Origin of the sequence: Aequorivita aurantiaca, from assembly GCF_030410135.1 — a bacterium.
Lineage (GTDB): Bacteria > Bacteroidota > Bacteroidia > Flavobacteriales > Flavobacteriaceae > Aequorivita > Aequorivita aurantiaca.
Genome location: NZ_JAUGQQ010000001.1, coordinates 304,867 through 326,991 on the forward strand (window position 1 = coordinate 304,867; position 22,125 = coordinate 326,991).

The window sequence follows — 22,125 nt, forward strand, 5'->3', positions numbered from 1 at the left end:
ACTGCTTAATTATTCCCCTTACACTATCATTATTCTAAATAAGGAAATCTTTTCGTATGAAAAATACGGGAAGAAATACGTCCGTTTTCCTTTCCTTTTAGAAATCAATTTAAACTTCAAAAAAATTTAAACATTCCATTCCGATGAAATTATATGATACGCTTATTGAAAACAATAAAAAATGGGTTAAACAAAAATTAACTGCAGATCCCGACTATTTTAAGAATCTGTCCAAAGGCCAAACTCCGCCAGTTTTGTGGATTGGTTGCGCGGATAGCCGCGTGCCCGCAAATCAAATCATAGGCGCCCAGCCCGGGGAAGTTTTCGTGCAGAGAAACATTGCAAATATGGTAATCCATACCGATATGAATATGCTCAGCGTGCTCGATTACGCAGTGAACGCCCTAAAAGTAAGGCATGTGATTGTTTGCGGCCATTACGGTTGCGGCGGTGTGAAAGCGGCTATGCAAAATAAATCCATCGGGCTGATTGACAATTGGTTGCGGCATATTAAAGATGTTTACAGACTCCATATAGACGAACTTGACGGAATAAGCAATGAAGAGGAACGGTTCAACCGTTTTGTGGAACTGAACGTAATTGAACAGGTTTATGACCTTGCGAAAACTTCAATTGTACAAAAATGCCTGGCACAACAACCAAGAATTGCATTTACACGGCTGGGTTTACGGGCTGGAAACAGGTTTAATAAAGAATTTGGAGGTAAACGTTAGCAATAATGATGAATTGCAAAAAGTATATAAATTGAATTTTTAAGAAAAATTATATCGCTTTCAGATACCACAAAAACACTATTTAACATAATGACAAAGAATATTTTTTCAAATTTTAGGGGCAATCTTTTCGGTGGCATTACCGCAGGAATTGTTGCCCTGCCATTGGCACTCGCCTTTGGAGTTCAATCTGGATTAGGGGCAGATGCAGGGTTATACGGAGCCATTTTTATTGGTTTTTTCGCATCTCTTTTCGGCGGCACCAATACCCAAATATCAGGTCCAACCGCACCAATGACAGCCGTTTCCATGGTTTTGGTTGCTGGTATAATCGCAACTAACAATGGCGATGTGGAGCAAGCGCTGCCATATATTTTACTGGTTTTTTTAATGGCCGGTTTAATGCAGATTTTATTGGGAATTACAGGCGTGGGCAAATACATAAAATACATTCCCTATCCGGTAGTTTCAGGCTTTATGACGGCAATCGGCGTAATCATATTAATAACTCAAATTTTACCCGTTTTAGGCTATTATTCTGAAGAGGATACCACCTTTATTGATACCTTCAAACCAAAGGCCGAGGAAGTTTTGTTGAATAAAATCCTGCAAGACGAAGCGGGCGAAGGTATTTTAGTGCTTCAGGATTTTAAGGAAACAATCAGCCGCTCCGAAAAAATTTCTGAAGAAGAAGTTTTTCAAGAATCCAAAACACTCGCTAAGGCCGCAACCTCAGGAGTTATTGGAGCCATAAAAGCACTACCGAGGGCAATATCGAACATTCAATGGTTGGAGTTTATTTTGGCGTCGCTTACCATCTTCATTATATATGGTTTTAAGAAAATCACAACGAAAATTCCCAGCACTTTGGTAGCATTATTGGTTATTTCGGCGGGCGCCTATTTTCTAAAGTTGGATTATCAGCCTATTGATCAAATTCCGGGAGGTTTCCCCATTCCGAATTTAAACATGTTCAGCCAATTCGAATTTGCGCAAATTTCACCTTATGTCTTTACAGCGTTGACGCTTGCTTTTTTGGGAAGTATAGATTCCCTTTTAACATCCGTTGTGGCCGATAATATGACAAAAACAAAGCACAACCCAAACAGAGAACTGATGGGCCAAGGAATTGGGAATAGTGTAGCGGCAATTTTTGGCGGAATTCCCGGTGCCGGGGCAACAATCAGAACCGTGGTAAATATTAAATCCGGAGGAACCACCAAGCTTTCTGGCATGACAGCGGCAGTTTTGCTGTTGGTAATTTTACTGGCATTAGGCACCATAGCATCACAGATTCCCGCGGCCGTACTTGCGGGAATTTTGATAACTGTGGGTATTGGCGTAATGGATTACAAAGGGTTGAAAGCCATCCCTAAAATGCAAAAAGCCGAAGTTTCCATCATGCTCGTGGTATTGCTGCTCTCTGTATTTTGGAATTTAGTGTACGCCGTCGGGATCGGGTTGATTTTGGCTTCCATTATTTTTATGAAGAAAATCGGCGATTTAACCGCAGGAAAATCCAGTGTTGTGTCGCTTTTGAATGCTGATGAATTCTCGGGAGCGTGGCCCGATGAAACGGATTTTCCCGTAAAATTGAAAGAAGAAATATTCATTAAACGGTTGGAAGGCCCGTTGTTTTTCGGTTATACTTCAGATTTCCAAAAATTGGCTTTGGAAATCCCCGAAATGGCCACCCACGTAATTATACGAATGGGAAAATCACCCTATATTGATCAATCCGGTTTGTATGCTATGGAAGAAGTGCTGATGGAAATTTCCCGAAAAGGAATAAAGCCGATGTTTGAAGACCTTCAACCACAGCCGCGCGCAATGATGGAACGCATTGAAATAATTCCAAATTTAGTGCCGCCGGAATTGATATTTAAAGATTTTAGTGCCGCCCTTGCGTACTCCCGAAAAAACATACAAGACGTGGTATAGAAAAATTATTCGTTTTCAGATTCAAGCTCCGTTTCCGCGGGGCTTTTTTCTTCTAAAATTTCTTCGTCTCCCAAATTATAGTCGCCCACTTCTTTCATTATTGTCGGTAAAATAGCTGGTGCAATCATAGCAACGGGACCATATAATTTTGAATCTTGCCGTTGTTCCGGGGTGAGGATTTCATATTCTTCCGAAGCGTTTACGAACATAAAAACCACACTTATTAAAAAAGCCAATTTCAGCACGTTAAAAACGCCTCCGAATAATTTGTTGAAAATTCCCAGCATCGCAAAATCCGCTACTTTCGTCAACAACCGTCCCAAAATACTGAACAATATCATGATCAATAAAAAAGTGACCACAAAAGCCACAACATTGGTAGTGTCCGCACTCCAGTCAAACCACCGCACAAGATATCTGCCTACATAGTCCGAAAAGAACATGGCGCAGTAAACCCCAACCACAATGCCAATCAATGATGCAAGCGAACGCAGTAAACCTTTGCTAAAGCCAACAAAAAAGGCGATAATCAAAATGAGGCCAATTATTATATCAATTGTATTCATAGTTTCAAAATTTTCATAAATATACCAATTTATAAGTTTGAACTTTTCAGCTAAAAATTCGCTCACTGAATTAGGCTTTAATATTTGGGATTTGATTTTTGGAATTTTAAACTTGTATCTTTGCGGACTAACTTTTTTTTAAAAATAATGGCGCGCGACGAACAATTAAAGGAACGGTGGGAAGCAGTGGTTGAAATGCTGGGCAACCGTTTTGCCGATGGCCAAATTTTGGATTTGGATGCAATTATATATTTGATAGGTGTGCAGGAATTGGGACAACTTCACCGCAAATTTAAAAAGGACGAAAAGTTGAATCTTATGCACATTGCCATCTGCCGGCTTTTGGAACCCTATGGTTATTACGAGTTTGATTATGTGGACGAGCAAGGTTGGCCACATTATAAGGTTTTGGAACAATTGCCCCCGCTAAAAGCCGGTGAGCAAAGTGTTTTGATGAAGGAGGCGATTGTGCAGTATTTTGTGGAAAAGGAAGTGATAATCTAAAACGTGAGTTAGAGAAAGTTTAAAAATGATAGAAACAATAAAAAAACAAATTGCAGAAGTTGAAGCCTTTTCTTCCACAAACAAAGAGGAAATAGAAAATTTCCGCATAAAATATTTAGGTAAAAAAGGATTATTGAACGAGTTTTTTGCTGAATTCAAAAACGTGCCCAACGAGCAAAAGAAAGAATTCGGACAAGTTATAAATACCCTTAAAACTACTGCCCAGGAAAAAGTAGATTCCCTTAAGGAAGCGCTTGAGAACAATGCCGAAGCCAAAGGTATATACGGCGATCTTTCCCGACCCGGGGAGGTCATTCCCTTGGGCTCGCGACACCCAATTTCCATCGTTAAAAATAAAATTATCGATATCTTTTTGCGCATCGGTTTCAACGTTTCCGAAGGGCCGGAAATTGAGGACGATTGGCACAATTTTACGGCACTAAACCTTCCCGAATATCACCCGGCCCGCGATATGCAGGATACGTTTTTCATTCAAACCAATCCAGATGTTTTGTTGCGCACGCACACCTCATCCGTGCAAGTGCGCTATATGGAAAATAACAAACCGCCAATCCGCACCATTTCGCCTGGGCGTGTTTATAGAAATGAAGCTATTTCCGCACGATCCCACTGTTTTTTCCATCAAGTGGAAGGTTTGTACGTTGACAAAAGCGTGAGCTTTGCAGATTTAAAACAGACGCTTCAATACTTCACTACTGAAATGTTCGGCAAATCAAAAATCCGGCTTCGCCCCTCCTATTTTCCTTTCACGGAACCAAGTGCCGAAGTGGATGTTTATTGGGGGCTGGAAACCGAAGCCGATAAACGCATCACCAAAGGAACAGGATGGCTGGAAATTGGAGGCTGCGGCATGGTGGACCCAAACGTTCTCAAAAATTGTGGCATCGATCCGGAAGAATATTCCGGTTTTGCCTTTGGCGTGGGCATAGATCGTATTGCAATGCTGTTGCATCAAATTCCCGATATTAGAATGTTCAGCGAAAACGATGTGCGCTTTTTAGAACAGTTTAAAAGTGTTCTTTAAATTGTATCTTTAAGCAAAAACACTAAAACCTTTGCTATGAAAAAATTTCTTATTATCGCCTTCCTCGTAATCGTGGGCTTGGGCATTGCTTATCTCACATTCGTAATAGCCGCCATAAAAATTGTAGTTGGTGCTGTTTTATTGGGCGTTGCCGCAATCGCACTTTTGGCGGTTTGGATTATGTGGAAAAATAGAGACTAATTATGCGAAAGGATATTGAAATTCCCCAAGCCAAGAACGTGCATATCGTTGCCATAAAGGAATGGGATAAGGATTTTACCGGCCAACAATGGAATATTTATTTGGTAAATGATCGAGACGATGAAATTTCCACAGTTTTGGTAATGTCCCGCGGAAAAAGTGAGGATAGAAAAACATCTGTTTTACGGCACGGTCTGGGAAATTTGAAGCCAAAAACCGCGACAAAGGTGGAATTTATCCCTACCGAAGTTTTAGCTTTTACCAATGAATATCTGCTCACTTTTTTTGCTGAAAATAAACTTTTCGAACGGAAGTTCATCTTTGAACCTAACACTATTTCCGAAGAAAATGTAGTGGAAATTCCAGTCTTGGAAAGTGAAGGAATTATGGCGAAATAAATGGATGATGTTAAGAGTTGAAATTGATTCCTATTCCTATTCCGAAAAAACTATTTTAGAGAACCTTCATTTTAAGCTTCAAGCCGGGGAACACTTAAGTGTTTTAGGCGAAAGCGGCTGTGGGAAATCTACACTTTTGCATCTTATTTATGGCTTGCTTCAATTGGAAAAGGGTGCTATTTTTTACAACGAAAAAAAACTCCTGGGACCCGCAAATTCTTTAATTCCCGGTGAGCCTTTTATGAAGCTTGTTGCACAGGAATTCAACATTATGCCGTTTACCACCGTAGCGGAAAATCTCGGCTCACATCTTTCGCGTTTGGACGAAGCAACGGATGAAAAGAGAATTGACCAACTTTTGGAAGCTGTTGAAATGGAAGATTTCAAAAATGTTTTGGTGAAAAATTTGAGCGGCGGCCAAAAACAACGGGTTGCACTTGCAAAAGCTCTGGCAAACGAACCTAAAATACTTTTGCTTGACGAGCCTTTTAGCAATATTGATGTTTTCCGAAAAAATAAATTACAGCGGAAAATATATAGTTATTTAAAGGAAAAAAATATTGGATGCATCACCGCCACCCACGACAGCAATGAAGCTTTAGCATTTTCTGACCAGATTTTAATGTTGAAAAATGGCCGTGAGGAAATGATGGGAACGCCGGAATATATTTATAAAAACGTAGCAACTGAATATCAGGCAGGATTTTTTGGCGAAGCGAATCTGCTTCCGCAAAGTTTGGAATCGAAGGAAGTTTCTGGGGGGAAAACTATTGTCTTTCCGCACCAATTAAGCATTTCAACAGAAAAAACAAATTTCGAAATAATTATAAAAAATAGCTTTTTCAAAGGAAGCCACTATTTAATTGAAGCCGATTTTAATGGGGAAACCGTATTTTTTACAAATCTTCTTCCCATAAAAAAGGGGGAAGTCCATTGCTTGAAAATTTCGGATAACGCTTAGACCACCACAATCATCTTTCCTTTATTCTTTCCTTCAAACAAATCGATAAATGCTTTTGGGATATTTTCAAAACCCTCGACAGTGGTTTCCAAATAGGTTAGTTTATCTTCTTCCATCCAATCCGCCAATTGTTTCTGCGCTGGCCCAAAATCCTTTACAAAATCACGAACTGTAAAACCTTGCATCAAAATGCTATTTTTTATCAAAGTAGTTTCCACCCTTGGCCCAGTTGGAGTTTCGGATTTGTTATAAAGTGATATCGCGCCACAGTTTACAACCCTTCCATATTTGTTCATATTGGCAAGCGCGGCATCCAGAATTTCACCGCCCACATTATCAAAATACACATCCACACCGTTGGGACATGCTTCAGCGATTGCCATTTTCATATTTTGTGTTGTTTTGTAATTGATAGCCGCATCAAAACCGAATTTATCACGTATTCGGTCTATTTTTTCTTCGCTTCCAGCAATCCCGACGACTCTGCAGCCTATAATTTTTCCAATTTGACCCGCAATGCTGCCCACGGCTCCGGCGGCTCCCGACACTAAAAGCGTTTCACCATTTTCCGGCTTTCCTATTTTCTTCAACCCTAAATAGGCCGTAATTCCGGTTAGTCCCAAAATGCCCAAATAGGCCTTTAACGGTGCTTTTTTCCGATCAACTTTGTTCAACCCATTACCGTTAGAAGTTTGATATTCTTTCCATTGAAGCATGCCGTTTACAAATTCTCCCTTTTCAAAATTTCTATTTTTGGATTCCACCACTTCGGCAATAATACCAGATTCCAAAGGATTTCCCACTTCAAAGGGTGCGATATATGATTCTTCATCACGCATGCGGCCGCGAAGGTATGGGTCCACAGAAACGTATTTCGTTTTCAAAAGGATTTCCCCATCTTTTGGTTGCGGGCTTTCTTCCTCTGTAAATTCAAAATCTTTTAAGGACGGTTTCCCGGATGGGCGATTTTTAAGAAGAATAACACTGTTCATTTTACCGTTTTTTATCAAATTGCATAAATTTAAAATATATAATTTCAAATCCATTGGCACTTATTCAATTTTTATTAAAACAATAACAGTCCATATTTTTGAAAAGATTAACGAACTTCGCCCCTGTACGCAATATCTTTGCGGCTGCTGAATCCATTTCTTTTGAAAGTTTCCGATAAAATATTTGCCACAACGTACAATAACCTTTCCGAATACTTTAATAGTACGGACTTTTCCAAAGCCTTACTTTTAGGATTCGCACTTACGGTTCCTATTATTTTTGGGGTGAAATTGGATGTTTTGCAAATCGGCATCACGATTACCGTTGGCGCCATGCTCGCATCTCCCAGTGATGTTAGCGGCAGCATTCGTCATAAAATTACAGGAATTCTGCTGGCTACACTTTTGGCGATGATCGTGAGTTTGATTGGGGGATATCTGCACTTGTCGCTTTGGTTACTAATTCCCATCCTAGGCATTTTAATTTTTTGCATTTCATATATCGCAATTTATGGCTTTAGGGCCTCACTCATTAGTTTTTCCGGACTTTTGGCATTGGTGCTGAGCTTTTCTAGCGTGTCCGACGAATTGCAACCCTATGAGAGAATGTTGCTCATTGGAATTGGCGGTCTATGGTACGCCTCGCTTTCCCTACTTCGTCATTTTATCTTTCCCAAGGCCCCCACGGAATATTATCTCTCGAAAACCTTAAAACTGACTGCGGATTATTTAACAACTAGAGGCGAATTGGTTGCGGAAAATAAGGACAGAACCGAATTGCTGAAAAAATTGTTGAACACTCAAACCGAGCTCACGTCAACCCACGAAACACTTCGCGATATTTTGATTTCCAGCAGAACCGGTTCGGGGAAATCGGAATATGAAGGTAAACGAATGTTGATTTTTGTACAATTGGTAGATATGCTGGAGCTTGCCATGGCAAATCCCGTAAATTATTCCAAGACCGATGAGCTTTTTGCTGAAGAACCGGGCCAATTGAAAGATTTTCAAAATCTTCTATTCGCCATGAGCGATAGATTAAACGTTATTGCCGCGCATCTCTCTTCTCCCAAAAAACTTTTGAAAACCACAAAAATTGAAGAATATCAACAAAGAATTAAGGCAGATATTGAAGCGTACACAATAAAAAATGCTGGCTCCTTTAATGAAAATTCGGTTATGCTCAATAATCTGTTGAAATATCAAAACGAACAGATAAAGAAAATCGAAAAAATAGAATGGCTTCTAAAAAATCCGGCACAGCGCGAAATTTCACTCCTGAAAAAAGAAGACTCCCGTAGGTTTCTGACCAAGCAGAAATACGATCTTGATGTTTTGGTGGAAAACTTCAACATGCGCTCCCCAATTTTCAAACATTCGCTCCGGCTGGCGGTCATGACCATAATTGGCTACTCTATCGGAATGCTTTTCGCAGTTCAAAATTCATATTGGATTTTGCTCACGCTTATAGTGATTATGCGCCCTACCTTCGGATTGACGAAAACGCGTTCAAAAGAAAGAACAATTGGAACCTTGATTGGCGGGGCATTGGCAGTTGGAATAGTTTTGCTCACCAAAAACACCACTGTTTACGGCGTTTTGGCAATCATTTCGTTAATCATTGCCTTCTCCATGGTACAAAGAAATTACAAAGCCGCCGCAACGTTTATTACGTTAAGTGTGGTTTTCATTTACGCACTCTTAAGACCGGATATATTCAATGTTATTCAATATCGCGTTACGGATACTCTCATTGGTGCTGGTCTTGCAACCCTAGGAAATTTGCTGCTCTGGCCTGCCTGGGAAATTCAAAGTATGCAAAAAACATTGTTGGAAACCGTAAAGGCAAACCGAATATATTTGGAAGAAATAGTGGGCTTTTACAATAAAAAAGGAACTGTGCCCACTGAATATAAGGTGGCTCGCAAAAAGGCATTCTTAGAAATGTCCGACCTAAGTGTGGCCTTCCAACGGATGACGCAGGAACCGAAATCCAAACAAAAACATCTGGATAAATTATATGAAATAGCAATGCTCAACCATACTTTTTTATCGTCTTTGGCTTCTTTGAGTACTTATATTTTGAACAATCCCACTACCCCTGCCTCTGAAAATTTCAATATGGTTTCGGGGAAAATTGTGAAAAATCTGTTGGATGCAGAAACTATTTTAGAAGAGTCCATTTCTTCAGAAAGAGAAAAAAACGATCTCGATACCGAAGATATTTTTGAAGCGACATTTGGAAATAAAATAGTTTTTTCCGAACAAGAAATTCAAAAAGAAGATGATTTTCATTTGAAAATAGAAGAAGCCCATTTGGTGCGCGAGCAGTTGAGGTGGCTATTGGCGATGAGCAGAAAAATGCAAAAGATTGTGCGGGAAATAGAGTTTTAGTGTAAGTTTAAAAATCTATATTTATCCCAACTTCCCGAAGTATGAATAACAACATCCGGCATTTACAGCCTGTTGCAAACATTAAAATCATATTCGCAATTGTGCTGTCCCTTTTTGCAATATATTTATTTTTCGAGGGAACTCTTTTTGGCCTCATTTTGCTTGGAGCGGCGCTTAAACTATCACTCCGGGAAGGTTTTGAATTAAATTTGGAAGAAAAAGAATATAGGAAGGTTTATTCAATCTTTGCATTAAACTTTGGATTCTGGAAAAACCTACCTGATGCGGAATACGTTTCTGTATTTAAGACTATAAAAAATAGTCGAGCTCGTGTAATAACCGCCGAAGCAAATTTAGGTTTTGAAGTTTTTAAAGTAAATCTATTTTACAGCCAAAACAAACATATTGATGTTTATGCAAGTGATGATTTGGAAGATGCGTTTGTGATTGCCCAGCATATTGCAACAGTTTTGGAATTGGATATTTTTGATGCCACAAAACCTGAAAAGCGATGGAAGTATATTACTTCACGTCCATGATTTTATAAACACTTCCATTAAGAATGAACGTTTCGCCCCGTTTCTTTCCCGAAATTAGTAAACCCACGGGCGAATTTAAGGCCACGCAAAGATAATCTGCCCCTGCAATAGATACCGTTCCGATGGAAAGACTTATGAAGTATGTGAATCTATCCGTATAAACCAGACTTCCCAAACGCGCATAATCCGAGGTTGCGTTAACATCAATTTTTTTGAGTAGGGGCAAGATTTTTTCAATTTCCTGAAGTTGTTTCCCTGCATTTTCCCGGTCTATTTGCAGCATCGCCCGACCCGTTTCATGCTTGTCGCCACTGCTGCTCTTGGATTCCTCTAGCAAAGAATCCTCAATGCCTGCAATGGTCTGTTTAATTTTTGAATAGCGATTGTCAACCTGGTTGTGGCAGTGTTTTAATAATTCGGTTTTGATTTGTACTGCGGTCATTTCTTCCTTTTCCCTTTAACTTCCTTTGGCTCCTGTTTTTCTAATACAAATGGACCGTAATAGCGCATTTGTCGAACAATCCATTGCGTGCGCCGGGCAACATACGGTCCCGGCGGATTGGCTCTATAACGCTGCGGACTAGGCAGAATTGCGGCAATGGCGGCGGCATTGTCAGCCCGTAAATTTTTCGCGGATTTTTTAAACCATTGTTGCGAAGCAGCCTCAGCACCAAAAACACCGTTGCCCATTTCAATACTGTTTAGGTATACTTCCAAAATTCGCTCTTTGCTCCAAAGGGCTTCAATGAGCACGGTAAAATAAGCCTCCAATCCTTTTCTAAACCAAGTTCGGCCAGGCCATAAGAATGCATTCTTGGCGGTTTGCTGTGAAATGGTACTTCCGCCACGAATTTTCTTTCCCTTTTCGTTGTTTTTCAGCGCCTTCTCAATTGCCTCACGATCAAAACCATCGTGACTTAAAAAAGTTTGATCCTCGGCACAAATTACCGCTAACTGTAAATAAGGTGAAATTTCTTCAATGGGAACCCAATCATGATGTGTGACATAATTTTCGTCGCCTTCAATTGCGCGAATGGCCATCAACGGCGTGTATGGCACAGGAACGAATTTGTATAGGAGCACCCACAAAACCGAAAGCCCGATAAACCAAAGAAAAAATTTAAAAAAGAATTTGAATATTTTTTTTATCATAAGCCCTCACCAGCCCTCGCCTGAAATAAGGAGGGAACGGGAATTTTTAATTAATTAAATCTGCCAATTGTTTGCCGATCGAACTTCCAATGGCAACGCCCATTCCACCCAATCTGACACCGCAAAATACGTTATTTGAAACAATTTTTACTATGGGTTTTTTGTGTTTTCCCATTCCCATAATGCCGCTCCAGCGCCGATCAATTTCAAAGGGTTGATTGGGTATAATTACTGTTTTCAACAATTCTTCCAACTTGTTTTGCACCAATTGCGTCAACTCCATTTCAGAGGTTTCCTCAGATTTAAAATCGAGATTTCTACCGCCGCCAAAAAGAATTCTATTGTCCACATTTCTAAAGTAATAAAAACCTTTATCCAAATGGAAAGTTCCTTTTATATGAAGTTTTTCAATGGGTTTTGTAATCAAAACCTGCGCTCTTGCAGGCTTTACATCTTCATCCAAAAACTGTTTCGCAAAGCCGTTTGTGGCGATAAAAACTTTTTTTAAGGATATTTCTTCGGAAGAATTTATTTGGAGAGATACGGATTCACCATTATCTGAAATATTAGTTATTTCAGAACAATTCAGAATTAAAATATTTTCTTCGAAAGCTTTTTTGATGAGACCCAGCATCATTTTACCGGTATCAATTTGACCTTCAAAGGCGCTATAAATCAGTTTGGGTTGAATATTTTGAAACTTAAAGTGGTTTTCCCTTTCCGAAAAAACTTCGGTTTTGAAAATAGGTTTCAGTAATTCATTAATAGAATCCATTTTCGATCTACAGTTTTCAAAAAGCTCTGAATCCTCTTTTGTGAAAAGTTCGTATCCGCCATATTCCTGATAATCCAATTGATGGTCACCCAAATTTTGACGCAATAATTTCAATCCTTCAACCCGGCTTTTTACAAGTTGCAAAACTTCTCCCTCGAAATGTATTTTTAAATCTTCCAAAAATTCCGAAATACTTCCGAAGCAAGCAAAACCTGCATTTTTAGTGCTCGCACCACTTGGAAGCATGCCACGCTCAAAAACCACAATTTTACTTTGGGGATATTTCTTCCGAAGTGATAAAGCACAGCTAAGCCCAACGATTCCGCTGCCAATTACAGCGAAATCAATATTGGAAAACCAAGTTTTATATTCCCAATAACTTAAATTCATTTGTGTAAAAATTCAAAACTAAAAGCACCAAATTCCAAAGGTAAGATTTTTGAAATTTGGTGCTTTAAATAAGTTACAATATACAGTCTCAGTATGGAGTAAACCTCTGCAACTGCCACTGTTAACTTTTATTATTCTTCTTCTGGTTCGTTCATTTTAAAAGTATTCATAAATGCCGTAGTGTAATTTCCGGCAACGTAATCCGGCTCATCCATCAACTGTCTGTGAAAAGGTATGGTGGTTTTGATGCCTTCAATAACGAATTCATCCAGCGCTCGCTTCATTTTGTTAATTGCCTCCTCGCGAGTTTGGGCAGTGGTAATCAATTTTGCAATCATTGAGTCATAATTCGGCACAATAGTGTATCCGGCATAAACGTGGGTATCCAACCGCACGCCGTGGCCACCGGGTGCATGCAAAACCGTGATTTTTCCCGGGGAGGGACGGAAATCATTATAAGGGTCTTCGGCATTTATTCGACATTCAATGGCGTGCAATTGGGGAGTATAATTTTTTCCTGAAATGGGAACTCCTGCTGCAACCAAAATCTGCTCGCGTATCAAATCGTAATCAATTACTTGTTCGGTAATGGGATGTTCAACTTGGATACGGGTATTCATTTCCATAAAATAGAAATTTCGGTGTTTATCCACTAAAAATTCTATAGTTCCGGCACCTTCATATTTAATGAATTCAGCAGCCTTTACAGCGGCAAGACCCATATCTGTCCGAAGTTTTTTCGTCATAAACGGGCTTGGGGTTTCTTCGGTAAGTTTTTGGTGTCGGCGCTGTATGGAGCAGTCGCGTTCACTTAAGTGACAAGCTCTTCCGGTACTATCGCCAACAATCTGAATTTCAATATGGCGTGGCTCTTCAATGAGTTTTTCCATATACATACCGTCATTTCCAAAGGCTGCTGCAGCCTCCTGACGAGCGCTGTCCCAGGCCTTTTTTAATTCATCTTTTTTCCAAACGGCGCGCATTCCTTTGCCACCGCCGCCAGCGGTAGCTTTGAGCATAACTGGGTAACCGACATCATCTGCCAACTTTTCGCATTTTTCGTAGGAAGGAATAATGCCGTCGCTACCCGGAACAGTGGGTACTCCCGCAGCCTTCATCGTAGCTTTCGCGGAAGCTTTATCGCCCATTCGGTCAATCATTTCGGGCGATGCGCCTATAAATTTGATTCCGTGTTCCTGACATATTTTTGAGAACTTGGCATTTTCAGAAAGAAATCCATAGCCAGGGTGAATTGCGTCTGCATTGGTGATTTCGGCGGCCGCGATAATATTGGACATTTTAAGGTAGCTTAAATTGCTTGGTGGTGGACCAATGCAAACCGCTTCATCAGCAAAGCGAACGTGTAGGCTCTCAGCATCGGCCGTTGAATATACCGCTACTGTTTTTATACCCATTTCACGGCAGGTGCGGATAATTCGCAGTGCAATTTCCCCCCTATTTGCAATCAATATCTTTTTAAACATACTGTTTTGAAATTATAAATTACAAGTGCCAAAATTCCAATTTTAATTTTGGGATTTGGAATTTGAAATTTGGGATTTATACTACGATGGATCTACTAAGAATAAGGGCTGGTCAAATTCCACCGGAGACGAATCGTCTACTAGGATTTTTACAATTTTCCCAGAAACTTCACTTTCAATTTCGTTGAAAAGCTTCATTGCCTCAATCACACAAAGAACATCGCCGGTTTTGATGTTGCTTCCAACTTCGATAAAAACGGGTTTATCGGGTGCCGGTTTTCTGTAGAAGGTTCCGATAATTGGCGATTTAATAGTTATATATTTCGAATCTGTGGCAGGAGTTTCCTCTACAGCTGTGGACTGCTGGGGAGCAACGGCAGCTTGAGGCTGAGCTTGCATTTGCGGTTGCGCCATTGTTGGAATTTGTTGAATATAGGTTGTTTCCCCTCTGTCGTTTTCAGATCCTGTTTTAATAGTAATCTTTATATCTTCCGTTTCAAGCTTTACTTCACTGGCGCCACTTTTCGCTACAAACTTGATCAAGTTTTGAATATCCTTTAAATCCATATTATAAAATTTAGTCTATTGGGTTTGTTTTAATTATTTTGAATCGTAGGCCCATTTCAAATAGAGGGCACCCCACGTAAATCCTCCGCCAAAGGATGCAAATATTAAATTGTCTCCTTTCTTTAATTGGGTTTCATAATCAGCCAGGCACAGGGGCAATGTTGCAGAGGTGGTGTTTCCGTACTTGTGGATGTTTATCATTACTTTTTCATCGGGAAGTTTCATTTTTGAGGCTGCGGCGTCAATTATCCGTTTGTTTGCTTGATGTGGAACTAGCCAATTTACGTCTTCTCCCGCCAAATTATTCCGTTGCATAACCTTTTCACAAACATCCGCCAGATTTGATACGGCAAATTTGAAAACAGTTTTTCCTTCCTGAAAAACATAATGCTGCTTGTTTTTCACTGTTTCTATGGATGCGGGCAATAGCGAACCACCGGCATCAATTTTTAGAAAAGGCCGGCCTATGCCATCTGTTCGCAGATATTCATCTTGAAGCCCTAAGCCCGCCATATTGGGTTCAAATAGAACTGCTCCCCCGCCATCTCCAAAAATGATGCAGGTGGTTCTATCTGAATAATCAATTATTGACGACATTTTGTCTGCGCCAATTAGAAGTACTTTTTTATATTTTCCAGACTCTATATATCGCGCGGCAGTTGACATTCCAAAAAGAAAGCTAGAGCAGGCAGCAACTAAATCATACGAAAAGGCATTTATTGCGCCAATTTGTGTAGCTACGTAAACACCAGTAGCAGCAACAGGCATATCCGGTGTTGCAGTGGCCATGATTACCATGTCTATCTCCGATGGATCGGTATTGCTTTTTTCAAGAAGGTTTTTTGCTGCTTGTATAGCGAGGTAAGAAGTACCTTTATCACTATCTTTTAATATTCTCCTTTCCTTAATTCCGGTTCTTGAGGTAATCCACTCGTCGTTGGTATCTACCATTGTTTCCAAAACTTTGTTTGAGAGTACATAATCAGGAACGTAGCTCCCTACAGCGGTAATAGCTGCCGTGATAGTGTTCATAAATCGGAATTAAAATTCACAAAAGGATAAAAAATCCTTTAAAAAGAGTGAAAATTACTAAATTTTACTTGAAATTCGGCACTAATTAAGGTGTTTTTGCCTTTTTGCCAAGTTAAAAAACAAAAAAACCCTCACGTAGCTGTGAGAGTTTTTCATTGAAATATTTAAGATTATGCTTCTACCTGCTCCGTAGCATCAATTACAACTTGACCACGGTAGTACATTTTTCCTTCGTGCCAGTGTGCTCTGTGGAAAAGGTGCGACTCGCCCGTTGTTGGGTCTATTGCGATTGTAGGGGCAGTAGCTTTGTAATGCGTTCTTCTCTTATCTCTTCTGGTTTTCGAGATTTTTCTCTTAGGATGTGCCATTGCTATTTATTATTTATCCGTTAATAGTTTTTTTAATGAATCCCAACGGGGATCTATATTTTCGTCCGTTGGCGACTCTTCTTCGTTTTTCGCTTTTGGGCTTAGTTCTTCAAGTTTATCGAGTATATCGCTTTTTAATGTGCCGTCCTCTACTCCAGGATGAATTCGGCGTGAAGGCATTGCCAACACGATGGATTCATAAACATATTGCTGAATGTTAACTTCATAACTTCCGTGGGAAAGAATGAGCAAATCTTCATTTTCATCATTGTATTCCTCACCGAATTTAACCACGAATTTATACGAACCCGCAATTTCTTGATTGTAGGGTTCATTTGTAATATCACAAGCAACGTTCACGGTTCCATCAAACGTTAATGTGAACTCGAGCAACGTGCTCATTTTTTCCAGCAGTACATCGACATTAATGGCAGCGTCATTAAATTCGTCATACTCAAAATGCTCAAAGAACGCTTTATTTAATTCAAAGTTAAACTGGTGTTTTCCTAATTTCAGCCCTACGAAAGGGATAGTAAACTCTTTCAATTCCTTCATTTTCACACCTATTTAAGACCTTAACCTTACGGATAAGGCGGGTGCAAAGATAAAAAATTATTTCAATAGCAATTAATTTTTCTATTTCTTTTTTGAATAGCCTCTTTTGCGGTTTATCTGCAATGGATTTCTGGAAATTTCGTTGTATTCCACTCGTCTTTCAAAGATGGAAATTGCGCTATACACGGCCTCCCGAAAGGATTCGAAGTTGGCGGCATTTTTCCCGGCCAAATCAAAGGCTGTGCCGTGATCGGGTGATGTGCGGATTCGATTCAGGCCGGCAGTAAAATTTACTCCCTTTCCAAATGCAAGAGTTTTAAAGGGAATCAAGCCCTGGTCATGATAAGAAGCAAGTATTGCATCAAAATTTTTGTGATTACCGGATCCAAAAAAGCTGTCAGCCGCATATGGCCCAAATACCATTTTTCCATTACTTCTAATATTGTCAAGGGCAGGACGCAGAATTGTATCATCTTCCTCGCCAATTACGCCTTTGTCGCCGGCATGCGGATTGATGCCTAAAACTGCTATCCGCGGTTTTTCAATTCCGAAATCCTCGATTAGGGTTCTGTAAATAGTATTTATTTTCTTGTCAATACGTTCCCTGTTAATATTTTTTACCACATCCTTCACGGCAACATGATCTGTTAAAAGCCCAACCCTTAAGTTTTCCGAAACAAGAAGCATTAAACTTTCCCCGCCAAGTTCCTGCGCCAAATAATCCGTATGTCCCGGAAATTTGAAATTATCCGATTGAATGTTGGTTTTATTGATAGGCGCAGTTACTAATGCATCGATATTTTTGCTCTTTAGGGCGGCCACGGCAGCTTGCAAGGATTTTAGGGCGTATTTTCCACCAATTTCGTTTTCTTCACCAAATGCTACATCCACCTGTTCTTTCCAAACATTTAATACATTTATTTTTTTTGGCAAAAGATCTTCTATTTTATCAATTCCATGGAAGTTAATATCAATATCGAAATGTTTTTTAAAGAAGGTCATTATTTTTACGGAAGCAAATATAACAGGGGTACAAAACTCCAGCATTCTTGAATCCTCAAATGTTTTCAGAATTATTTCGCTACCAATCCCGTTGATATCGCCTATGGAAATGCCGACTATTCTTTTGTCATCTAAACTCATTATGCTGGGCTTTTATTAATTGTTATTTTTGCATTACAAATGTAATTAATTGCAGCAATGTTTACAGGAATTATTGAAACTGTGGGTGAAATAGCCCAACTTACGCACGAGGGAGAAAATCTTCACATTAAAATAAAAAGTCCCTTGGCGCAAGAATTACAAATTGACCAAAGCGTTTCACACAACGGGGTTTGCTTGACGGTGGTTAAAATTAAGGAAGACTCGTATATGGTAACGGCAATTAAAGAAACCATACAAAAGACCAACTTAAAAACTTTAGAAAAAGGTACTTTCGTGAATTTGGAAAGAGCTATGAGACTTGGGGACAGATTGGACGGCCATATGGTTCAAGGCCACGTGGACGGTACGGCTATTTGCAAAAATATTAAAGATGAAAACGGAAGTTGGCTCTTTACTTTTAAGTATGAAAACGTAGAATTTAGCACCGTTGAAAAAGGTTCTATTACTGTGAATGGAGTTAGTTTAACTGTGGTAAATTCCAAACACCAAGAATTTAGTGTTGCTATCATACCTTACACCTATGAGAATACAAACTTTAAAAAAATTAGAGAAGGGGACGAAGTAAACTTAGAATTTGATATTATCGGGAAATATATAAAAAACCTTATGCTTCCTTATTTATAGTGGTGCGCTTACTTTTATAAATAATATAGATCCCCAAAAAAATACCCGCAATTAGCAATATCCATAAATTTTCGGTTAAAGGCAAATTTGGTCCACGGTTTTGGGTAGGCGGAGGTGGACCTTGGGTTTGAAGAGCAAATATTATAAGGTTATAAATAAGTGATACCATGTTTGTTCATTAACGATTTGGGGCTCGTTTTTATGCGCCTAAAGTAATAATTTTTTTTATCCTAAAATAAAAAATGAGTTGTTGGCTGTTAAATAACTCATTTTAATCGTATAATTTGTGGTTTAAACGGATTTTTTTATTTCTATTTATTTCTAAAGAATAGAACAAAAACTCGTCATGTTACTCTCTGCAGAGGATTAGGAGAAAATTTTTTCCAATTAAGTTTGATTTCAACTTGTTATTTTAAACAAAATGCAAATCGGAAAAAAGTGGTCCCACATGGGCTCGAACCATGGACCCCCTGATTATGAGTCAGGTGCTCTAACCAGCTGAGCTATGGGACCTTTTTTATTTCAAAACTTTAAATCGCCGAAGTCCATTTTTAACAAAACTGGATTCTGGATGATTATTTTAGGCTTGCAAATGTAAAACACTTTACAAATACAGCAAAACAATTTTTAGATATTCTCAATTTCTTGGCAAAGCTCCACCAACACCCCGTGGGAGGATTTGGGATGGAGAAACACTACGAGCTTATTGTCCGCTCCTATCTTGGGCGTTTCATTCAACAAGACAAATCCTTCTTTTTGAAGCCTCTTCATCGCCGCATTAATATCCGTTACCGAAAAAGCAATATGGTGTATACCCTCGCCTCGCTTTTCTATAAATGTTGCAATTGGACTGTCGGGATTTGTCGCTTCCAAAAGTTCTATTTTGCTTTCGCCGCAGCGAAAAAAAGAGGTTTGCACGCCTTCACTTTCCACTTCTTCATTTTTGTAAGGAGCCACTCCAAGTAATGTTTCGTAAATTTTATTTGCCTCGGAAATATTCCGGACTGCGATTCCGATGTGTTCAATTTTTTCCATAAATAGATGTTGATTGACCAAAAATACAAACTAAAATCCATTGAAATTGAACAAGCTTCAGGCTTCATTAACACTCCGTACCGTTAATTGTCATATTTTTGCGGTATGGAAGAAACTAACAGACAAAAGAAAATAGCCGGTGTGCTGCAAAACGACCTTGCAAATGTGTTGCAAAACATGCTTCGCGAAGCCGGACAATTGGGCATTATTATTTCGGTAAGCAAAGTGGGCGTCACTACCGATCTTTCCATCGCGAAAGTTTTTGTAAGCGTATTTCCGGCCGATAAGGCAGAAAATATGGTGAAGGAACTCAACAAATTGAAGCCACAAATAAAGCATCAAATTGCACAGCTCACCAAAAATCAACTGCGCAAAATGCCCGACCTTTCCTTTTATAATGACGATTCTTTGGAATACATCGAAAAAATTGACAAGGCAGTAAAAGGTGATGAAAACCCATTAAAAAATCCAGACTTACTTCCGAAAAGAAAAAAAACATAGGTTGAATTTTTCGCTCTACATCGCCAAGCGATATTTGTTTTCAAAAAGCAGTAACAACGCCATAAACATCATTACTATTATTGCTGCAATTGGCGTAGTGGTTGGCGCAATGTCTTTGTTTATCGTGCTTTCGGGATTTTCGGGGTTGAAGGATTTTAGCCTCCAATTCACAAATGTTTTTGACAGCGATCTAAAAATTTACCCCGAAAGCGGAAAAACAATCAGTCTTTCAGAAGCGCAAAACGAACAATTAAAAAACATTGAAGGCATTGCAACTTTTTCAGAAATAATCGAGGAGCGGGTTTTTCTGCATTACAAAGGAAAAAACCATATTGCGTACATAAAGGGTGTGGATTCACTTTACGGAAAAGTAATAAATTTGGACAGCATTATGTATTATGGCGAGTGGCTTGGCCCGGATAATCGTGAAGTAGTTTTGGGCCTTTCAACCATCGCAAAATTATCCTTGGGAGTGCGAGATTATGGCGCACCGCTCGAAATTTATGTGCCGAAACCCGGAACGGGACAGATTGATGTGCTGAACCCCACCGATGCTTTCAGCAAGGAAAACGTAATAGTTTCCGGTGTTTATCAAGTAAATGAGGATTTGGATGCAAAATACGTTTTCACCGATATTGAATTTGCGCACAAACTGCTTTCAATGGACAGCACAAAAATTTCTTCATTAGAAATAAAATTGCTTGCAAATACTTCCGAAGAAAACGTTCGCCGCGAAATTGAAAAAATCTTTTCCGAAAAAATTCTAATAAAAAACAGAATTCAGCAAAACGATGCGCTTTACAAAATGCTGAATACTGAAAATATTGCAGTGTACTTGATATTTACCTTGGTTTTGATAATTGCGCTTTTCAATGTAGTTGGCTCTATAATTATGATGGTTTTGGACAAGCGCAAAAACATAAAAACGCTTTATAATATGGGCGCTTCCTTAAAGGAAATTCGCCGCATATTTTTCCTTCAGGGTACGTTAATGACGGTTTTAGGCGGTCTATTGGGTATTTTCCTCGGAATTCTTGCCGTATGGGCACAGCTAAAATTTGAATTTATAGCAATAACGAGTACGCTGCCCTATCCCGTAAAACTCCAGCCAATCAATATTTTGATTGTATTTGTTACGATAAGTGTTTTGGGAATTATTGCATCCAAAATTGCTTCGAGCAGAGTTCGGGGGAAACTTTTGGTTTAAGCAAATTCATAATTTCCAAATGTTTCCAAAACCTCATCAAAAGCTTCAAAAACCGAGGCAGAATCATCACTGGTTACCATTTTCATTCGGTAGTCCTTAAAGTTTGGAATTCCCTTAAAATAGTTCGTGTAGTGGCGGCGAGTTTCAAAAACACCAAGGGTTTCGCCCTTCCAGTCTATTGCCATTTGTAAGTGGCGTTTGGCGGCATCAACGCGTTCTGCCATTGATGGCGGCGGCAAGTGCTCTCCGGTTTTAAAATAATGTTTAACTTCCTTAAAAAACCATGGGTAACCAATGCTGGCGCGGCCTATCATCGCACCGTCCAAACCATATTTGTCGCGCATTTCCATTGCTCTTTCGGGCGTGTCCACATCACCATTTCCGAAAATAGGAATGTGCATCCGTGGGTTGTTTTTTACTTCGGCAATGGGTCTCCAATCGGCATCACCCTTGTACATTTGCGCACGTGTTCTTCCGTGGATTGAGAGGGCTTGGCAACCCACATCCTGCAAACGTTCCGCTACTTCCATAATTCTAATGGAATCGTGGTCCCAGCCTAAGCGGGTTTTTACCGTAACGGGAAGTCTGGTATGCTTTACCATTGCTTCAGTAAGCTTCACCATTAAATCTATATCCTTCAAGATTCCCGCGCCTGCACCTTTACAGACTACTTTTTTAACGGGACAGCCAAAATTGATGTCGATAATATCTGGTCCGCTGGCTTCGACAATCTCCACGCTTTTCAGCATCGAGTCTAGCACGGCGCCGAAAATCTGAATGCCCACAGGGCGTTCCTTTTCATAAATATCCAGTTTCATCACGCTCTTGGCGGCATCACGGATAAGTCCTTCGGAAGAAATGAATTCGGTAAAAACAACATCGGCGCCCTGTTCCTTGCAAAGTGCGCGAAACGGCGGGTCGCTAACGTCTTCCATTGGTGCGAGCAGCAATGGAAAATCCGGCAATTGTATGTTTCCTATTTTTGGCAATTCTTTT

The 22,125-nt window shown here is 39.6% G+C and carries 24 protein-coding genes, 1 tRNA gene and 1 pseudogene; 12 read left to right on the top strand and 14 right to left on the bottom strand.

Going from position 1 to position 22,125, the window contains the following annotated elements:
- Positions 1–143: 143 nt before the first annotated feature.
- Both can and QRD02_RS01440 read left to right on the top strand, forming a co-directional pair.
- Positions 144–777, top strand: a pseudogene (can, locus tag QRD02_RS01435) (carbonate dehydratase).
- Between the two features lie 47 nt (positions 778–824).
- Positions 825–2,675, top strand: a complete 1,851-nt coding sequence (locus tag QRD02_RS01440; RefSeq protein ID WP_290253111.1) for a SulP family inorganic anion transporter — start codon at positions 825–827, stop codon at positions 2,673–2,675.
- A gap of 5 nt (positions 2,676–2,680) precedes the next feature.
- Here the strand turns inward: QRD02_RS01440 and QRD02_RS01445 are convergent, their stop codons facing one another.
- Entirely contained in the window at positions 2,681–3,241 is a 561-nt protein-coding gene (locus tag QRD02_RS01445) for a CvpA family protein (RefSeq protein WP_290253112.1), read from the bottom strand.
- Positions 3,242–3,388: 147 nt separating this feature from the next.
- On the opposite strand from QRD02_RS01445, the gene QRD02_RS01450 reads away from it, so the two are divergent.
- Genes QRD02_RS01450 through QRD02_RS01470 form a run of 5 tightly spaced genes read left to right on the top strand, consistent with a single transcriptional unit; the run spans position 3,389 to position 6,350 of the window.
- Positions 3,389–3,745 carry a hypothetical protein gene (locus tag QRD02_RS01450; RefSeq protein WP_290253113.1) on the top strand — a complete coding sequence of 119 codons (357 nt, stop codon included), beginning with the start codon at positions 3,389–3,391 and terminating at the stop codon, positions 3,743–3,745.
- Positions 3,746–3,770: 25 nt separating this feature from the next.
- Entirely contained in the window at positions 3,771–4,790 is a 1,020-nt protein-coding gene (gene pheS, locus QRD02_RS01455; protein ID WP_290253114.1) for a phenylalanine--tRNA ligase subunit alpha, read from the top strand.
- Between the two features lie 36 nt (positions 4,791–4,826).
- Positions 4,827–4,991 carry a hypothetical protein gene (locus tag QRD02_RS01460; RefSeq protein WP_290253115.1) on the top strand — a complete coding sequence of 55 codons (165 nt, stop codon included), beginning with the start codon at positions 4,827–4,829 and terminating at the stop codon, positions 4,989–4,991.
- A 2-nt stretch (positions 4,992–4,993) separates the two neighbouring features.
- Positions 4,994–5,389, top strand: a complete 396-nt coding sequence (locus QRD02_RS01465; protein WP_290253116.1) for a hypothetical protein — start codon at positions 4,994–4,996, stop codon at positions 5,387–5,389.
- A 4-nt stretch (positions 5,390–5,393) separates the two neighbouring features.
- Positions 5,394–6,350 carry an ABC transporter ATP-binding protein gene (locus QRD02_RS01470; protein WP_290253117.1) on the top strand — a complete coding sequence of 319 codons (957 nt, stop codon included), beginning with the start codon at positions 5,394–5,396 and terminating at the stop codon, positions 6,348–6,350.
- On the opposite strand, the gene QRD02_RS01475 is transcribed toward QRD02_RS01470, so the two are convergent.
- Positions 6,347–7,342: an NADP-dependent oxidoreductase gene (locus tag QRD02_RS01475; protein ID WP_290253118.1), complete on the bottom strand. Its 996-nt coding sequence runs from the start codon at positions 7,340–7,342 to the stop codon at positions 6,347–6,349. The two genes, QRD02_RS01470 and QRD02_RS01475, sit on opposite strands and share 4 nt — an antisense overlap.
- A 162-nt stretch (positions 7,343–7,504) precedes the next feature.
- On the opposite strand from QRD02_RS01475, the gene QRD02_RS01480 reads away from it, so the two are divergent.
- Together QRD02_RS01480 and QRD02_RS01485 are read left to right on the top strand one after the other, a co-directional pair.
- Positions 7,505–9,736 carry an FUSC family protein gene (locus QRD02_RS01480; RefSeq protein ID WP_290253119.1) on the top strand — a complete coding sequence of 744 codons (2,232 nt, stop codon included), beginning with the start codon at positions 7,505–7,507 and terminating at the stop codon, positions 9,734–9,736.
- Between the two features lie 41 nt (positions 9,737–9,777).
- Positions 9,778–10,275, top strand: a complete 498-nt coding sequence (locus QRD02_RS01485; RefSeq protein ID WP_290253120.1) for a hypothetical protein — start codon at positions 9,778–9,780, stop codon at positions 10,273–10,275.
- Here the strand turns inward: QRD02_RS01485 and QRD02_RS01490 are convergent.
- The 9 genes from QRD02_RS01490 to pdxA form a co-directional block, all read right to left on the bottom strand.
- Positions 10,259–10,717, bottom strand: a complete 459-nt coding sequence (locus tag QRD02_RS01490) for a 3-oxoacyl-ACP synthase (RefSeq protein WP_290253121.1) — start codon at positions 10,715–10,717, stop codon at positions 10,259–10,261. The two genes, QRD02_RS01485 and QRD02_RS01490, sit on opposite strands and share 17 nt — an antisense overlap.
- Positions 10,714–11,427 carry a monofunctional biosynthetic peptidoglycan transglycosylase gene (mtgA, locus tag QRD02_RS01495; protein WP_290253122.1) on the bottom strand — a complete coding sequence of 238 codons (714 nt, stop codon included), beginning with the start codon at positions 11,425–11,427 and terminating at the stop codon, positions 10,714–10,716. The genes QRD02_RS01490 and mtgA overlap by 4 nt, the downstream gene beginning before the upstream one ends.
- Before the next feature lie 46 nt (positions 11,428–11,473).
- Entirely contained in the window at positions 11,474–12,592 is a 1,119-nt protein-coding gene (locus tag QRD02_RS01500) for an NAD(P)/FAD-dependent oxidoreductase (protein WP_290253123.1), read from the bottom strand.
- 131 nt (positions 12,593–12,723) lie between these two features.
- Positions 12,724–14,076: an acetyl-CoA carboxylase biotin carboxylase subunit gene (accC, locus tag QRD02_RS01505; protein ID WP_290253124.1), complete on the bottom strand. Its 1,353-nt coding sequence runs from the start codon at positions 14,074–14,076 to the stop codon at positions 12,724–12,726.
- A gap of 81 nt (positions 14,077–14,157) precedes the next feature.
- Positions 14,158–14,643 carry an acetyl-CoA carboxylase biotin carboxyl carrier protein gene (gene accB / locus QRD02_RS01510; protein ID WP_290253125.1) on the bottom strand — a complete coding sequence of 162 codons (486 nt, stop codon included), beginning with the start codon at positions 14,641–14,643 and terminating at the stop codon, positions 14,158–14,160.
- 33 nt (positions 14,644–14,676) lie between these two features.
- Positions 14,677–15,675: a beta-ketoacyl-ACP synthase III gene (locus QRD02_RS01515; RefSeq protein WP_290253126.1), complete on the bottom strand. Its 999-nt coding sequence runs from the start codon at positions 15,673–15,675 to the stop codon at positions 14,677–14,679.
- A 170-nt stretch (positions 15,676–15,845) separates the two neighbouring features.
- A complete protein-coding gene (gene rpmF, locus QRD02_RS01520) occupies positions 15,846–16,043 on the bottom strand; it encodes a 50S ribosomal protein L32 (protein ID WP_111815263.1) in 198 nt (65 codons plus the stop codon).
- 9 nt (positions 16,044–16,052) lie between these two features.
- On the bottom strand, positions 16,053–16,598 hold the full coding sequence (locus tag QRD02_RS01525) for a YceD family protein (protein ID WP_290253127.1): 546 nt from the start codon (positions 16,596–16,598) through the stop codon (positions 16,053–16,055).
- Positions 16,599–16,679: 81 nt separating this feature from the next.
- Positions 16,680–17,741, bottom strand: coding sequence for a 4-hydroxythreonine-4-phosphate dehydrogenase PdxA (pdxA, locus tag QRD02_RS01530; RefSeq protein ID WP_290253128.1), 1,062 nt, complete (start codon positions 17,739–17,741; stop codon positions 16,680–16,682).
- Positions 17,742–17,798: 57 nt separating this feature from the next.
- On the opposite strand from pdxA, the gene QRD02_RS01535 reads away from it, so the two are divergent.
- The gene (locus QRD02_RS01535) at positions 17,799–18,386 is read left to right on the top strand and encodes a riboflavin synthase (RefSeq protein ID WP_290253129.1); all 588 of its coding nucleotides are present in this window, start codon (positions 17,799–17,801) and stop codon (positions 18,384–18,386) included.
- 439 nt (positions 18,387–18,825) lie between these two features.
- Here the strand turns inward: QRD02_RS01535 and QRD02_RS01540 are convergent.
- Together QRD02_RS01540 and mce are read right to left on the bottom strand one after the other, a co-directional pair.
- A tRNA-Ile gene (locus QRD02_RS01540) sits at positions 18,826–18,899 on the bottom strand.
- A gap of 114 nt (positions 18,900–19,013) precedes the next feature.
- The gene (mce, locus tag QRD02_RS01545; RefSeq protein ID WP_290253130.1) at positions 19,014–19,421 is read right to left on the bottom strand and encodes a methylmalonyl-CoA epimerase; all 408 of its coding nucleotides are present in this window, start codon (positions 19,419–19,421) and stop codon (positions 19,014–19,016) included.
- A gap of 105 nt (positions 19,422–19,526) precedes the next feature.
- Here mce and rbfA point away from each other — a divergent pair, with 105 nt between their 5' ends.
- A complete protein-coding gene (gene rbfA, locus QRD02_RS01550) occupies positions 19,527–19,922 on the top strand; it encodes a 30S ribosome-binding factor RbfA (RefSeq protein ID WP_290253131.1) in 396 nt (131 codons plus the stop codon).
- A 1-nt stretch (position 19,923) separates the two neighbouring features.
- On the top strand, positions 19,924–21,129 hold the full coding sequence (locus QRD02_RS01555) for an ABC transporter permease (protein ID WP_290253132.1): 1,206 nt from the start codon (positions 19,924–19,926) through the stop codon (positions 21,127–21,129).
- Here QRD02_RS01555 and dusB read toward each other — a convergent pair.
- On the bottom strand, positions 21,126–22,118 hold the full coding sequence (gene dusB / locus QRD02_RS01560; protein WP_290253133.1) for a tRNA dihydrouridine synthase DusB: 993 nt from the start codon (positions 22,116–22,118) through the stop codon (positions 21,126–21,128). The two genes, QRD02_RS01555 and dusB, sit on opposite strands and share 4 nt — an antisense overlap.
- Positions 22,119–22,125: the final 7 nt, after the last annotated feature.

Excerpts from the sequence above, each read along its gene's own strand:
- QRD02_RS01440 (WP_290253111.1), top strand. The coding sequence starts at position 825 with ATGACAAAGAATATTTTTTCAAATTTTAGGGGCAATCTTTTCGGTGGC.
- QRD02_RS01445 (WP_290253112.1), bottom strand. The coding sequence starts at position 3,241 with ATGAATACAATTGATATAATAATTGGCCTCATTTTGATTATCGCCTTT.
- QRD02_RS01450 (WP_290253113.1), top strand. The coding sequence starts at position 3,389 with ATGGCGCGCGACGAACAATTAAAGGAACGGTGGGAAGCAGTGGTTGAA.
- pheS (WP_290253114.1), top strand. The coding sequence starts at position 3,771 with ATGATAGAAACAATAAAAAAACAAATTGCAGAAGTTGAAGCCTTTTCT.
- QRD02_RS01460 (WP_290253115.1), top strand. The coding sequence starts at position 4,827 with ATGAAAAAATTTCTTATTATCGCCTTCCTCGTAATCGTGGGCTTGGGC.
- QRD02_RS01465 (WP_290253116.1), top strand. The coding sequence starts at position 4,994 with ATGCGAAAGGATATTGAAATTCCCCAAGCCAAGAACGTGCATATCGTT.
- QRD02_RS01470 (WP_290253117.1), top strand. The coding sequence starts at position 5,394 with ATGATGTTAAGAGTTGAAATTGATTCCTATTCCTATTCCGAAAAAACT.
- QRD02_RS01475 (WP_290253118.1), bottom strand. The coding sequence starts at position 7,342 with ATGAACAGTGTTATTCTTCTTAAAAATCGCCCATCCGGGAAACCGTCC.
- QRD02_RS01485 (WP_290253120.1), top strand. The coding sequence starts at position 9,778 with ATGAATAACAACATCCGGCATTTACAGCCTGTTGCAAACATTAAAATC.
- QRD02_RS01490 (WP_290253121.1), bottom strand. The coding sequence starts at position 10,717 with ATGACCGCAGTACAAATCAAAACCGAATTATTAAAACACTGCCACAAC.
- mtgA (WP_290253122.1), bottom strand. The coding sequence starts at position 11,427 with ATGATAAAAAAAATATTCAAATTCTTTTTTAAATTTTTTCTTTGGTTT.
- QRD02_RS01500 (WP_290253123.1), bottom strand. The coding sequence starts at position 12,592 with ATGAATTTAAGTTATTGGGAATATAAAACTTGGTTTTCCAATATTGAT.
- accC (WP_290253124.1), bottom strand. The coding sequence starts at position 14,076 with ATGTTTAAAAAGATATTGATTGCAAATAGGGGGGAAATTGCACTGCGA.
- accB (WP_290253125.1), bottom strand. The coding sequence starts at position 14,643 with ATGGATTTAAAGGATATTCAAAACTTGATCAAGTTTGTAGCGAAAAGT.
- QRD02_RS01515 (WP_290253126.1), bottom strand. The coding sequence starts at position 15,675 with ATGAACACTATCACGGCAGCTATTACCGCTGTAGGGAGCTACGTTCCT.
- rpmF (WP_111815263.1), bottom strand. The coding sequence starts at position 16,043 with ATGGCACATCCTAAGAGAAAAATCTCGAAAACCAGAAGAGATAAGAGA.
- QRD02_RS01525 (WP_290253127.1), bottom strand. The coding sequence starts at position 16,598 with ATGAAGGAATTGAAAGAGTTTACTATCCCTTTCGTAGGGCTGAAATTA.
- pdxA (WP_290253128.1), bottom strand. The coding sequence starts at position 17,741 with ATGAGTTTAGATGACAAAAGAATAGTCGGCATTTCCATAGGCGATATC.
- QRD02_RS01535 (WP_290253129.1), top strand. The coding sequence starts at position 17,799 with ATGTTTACAGGAATTATTGAAACTGTGGGTGAAATAGCCCAACTTACG.
- mce (WP_290253130.1), bottom strand. The coding sequence starts at position 19,421 with ATGGAAAAAATTGAACACATCGGAATCGCAGTCCGGAATATTTCCGAG.
- rbfA (WP_290253131.1), top strand. The coding sequence starts at position 19,527 with ATGGAAGAAACTAACAGACAAAAGAAAATAGCCGGTGTGCTGCAAAAC.